The sequence below is a fragment of the Shigella sp. FC1967 genome (assembly GCF_001743005.1).
Lineage (GTDB): Bacteria > Pseudomonadota > Gammaproteobacteria > Enterobacterales > Enterobacteriaceae > Proteus.
Genome location: NZ_MIIZ01001049.1, coordinates 1 through 1,133 on the forward strand (window position 1 = coordinate 1; position 1,133 = coordinate 1,133).

Consider the following 1,133-nt stretch of genomic DNA (forward strand, 5'->3'; position numbering starts at 1 on the left):
ACCTATTGGTTATATGTCAGTGACTGGAGTTGAAAAATATTCATGATTGTGGCAGTTCTACTGTGCATGAAGAATCAGACGATAAAACGAAATATCCCCGTATACATTCAATATTAAATAACCATGCAAATAATCGGATATGTATTACTCATGCTAATACAGGGTTCTGCTGTGCCTGTAACGGAAGATATATACACAGCAAGAATGCGAGAGCCGTGCCATGCAGATAATGCAGGTGCGGGATGTTGAGATGGTTTGTGGAGAAATATGGAATGAAAACTAAGAAAAATATCGTTCATTTAGGAAATGTTAGAATATTAAAACAGTCTGACACCCCTTTAAATATGATGGTGGATAATTGCATTGTGGAGGGTTTTGACCACCTTAACGGGAAAGGATATTCATTACAAAAAAGAATAGCTATAGCGGTACTTGAGTCATTGATTGAAGAGGTAAAATTAAGTGACGAAATTTAAAGTCGGCGATAAGGTTTATATTAAACCGTGGCATATTATAGCAACCATTTATTATGTTGATGACGAAGATTCCGCTATCCCCTACTTGGTCGAGGATGACGATAGTCAAACATCATGGTGGCATGAGGAGGATTTGGAGTTAATCAATGAATAAATACACCGAACTATCTGACTTCGAGATTAATAAAAAAAGTTGCTGAAAATCTTAAATTAAACACAATCGCATACGAACGTACTGAAATAGTTTTGTTTGATGATATGGATGCAACGCCTTTCGACCCATGCAATAACCCATCCGATGCATGGCAATTAATGCTAGAAGCTAAATTATCAATTCATCCAGACTTTAATAATGACTGTGAGTCTTGGATTGTTCGCAATATACACATACCGATGGTGAGTGAAGCAAATTTATCTCGCGGGATTAGTATTGCATATTTATTAATGAAGGATGCTGAACGTGAAACCAATACTTGATATGTGCTGTGGCTCTCGTATGTTTTATTTTGATAAACAAGACGACCGAGTTTTATTTAATGATATTAGAGCAGAAGAACATATTTTATGTGATGGAAGAATTTTAAATATAACACCAGATATTATTTCTGATTTTAAAAACCTTCCATTACCAGATAATACTTTTTATCAAGTACTATT

2 protein-coding genes and 1 pseudogene are annotated in these 1,133 nt (G+C 35.0%); all 3 read left to right on the forward strand.

Going from position 1 to position 1,133, the window contains the following annotated elements:
- Positions 1–272: 272 nt before the first annotated feature.
- Positions 273–476 (forward strand): hypothetical protein, encoded by a 204-nt coding sequence (locus BHE89_RS18000; protein WP_074454093.1) that lies wholly within the window; start codon positions 273–275, stop codon positions 474–476.
- 246 nt (positions 477–722) lie between these two features.
- A complete protein-coding gene (locus tag BHE89_RS18005) occupies positions 723–953 on the forward strand; it encodes a DUF2591 family protein (RefSeq protein WP_128860698.1) in 231 nt (76 codons plus the stop codon).
- Positions 954–972: 19 nt separating this feature from the next.
- Positions 973–1,133: pseudogene (locus BHE89_RS18010) on the forward strand (SAM-dependent methyltransferase); the annotation flags it as partial.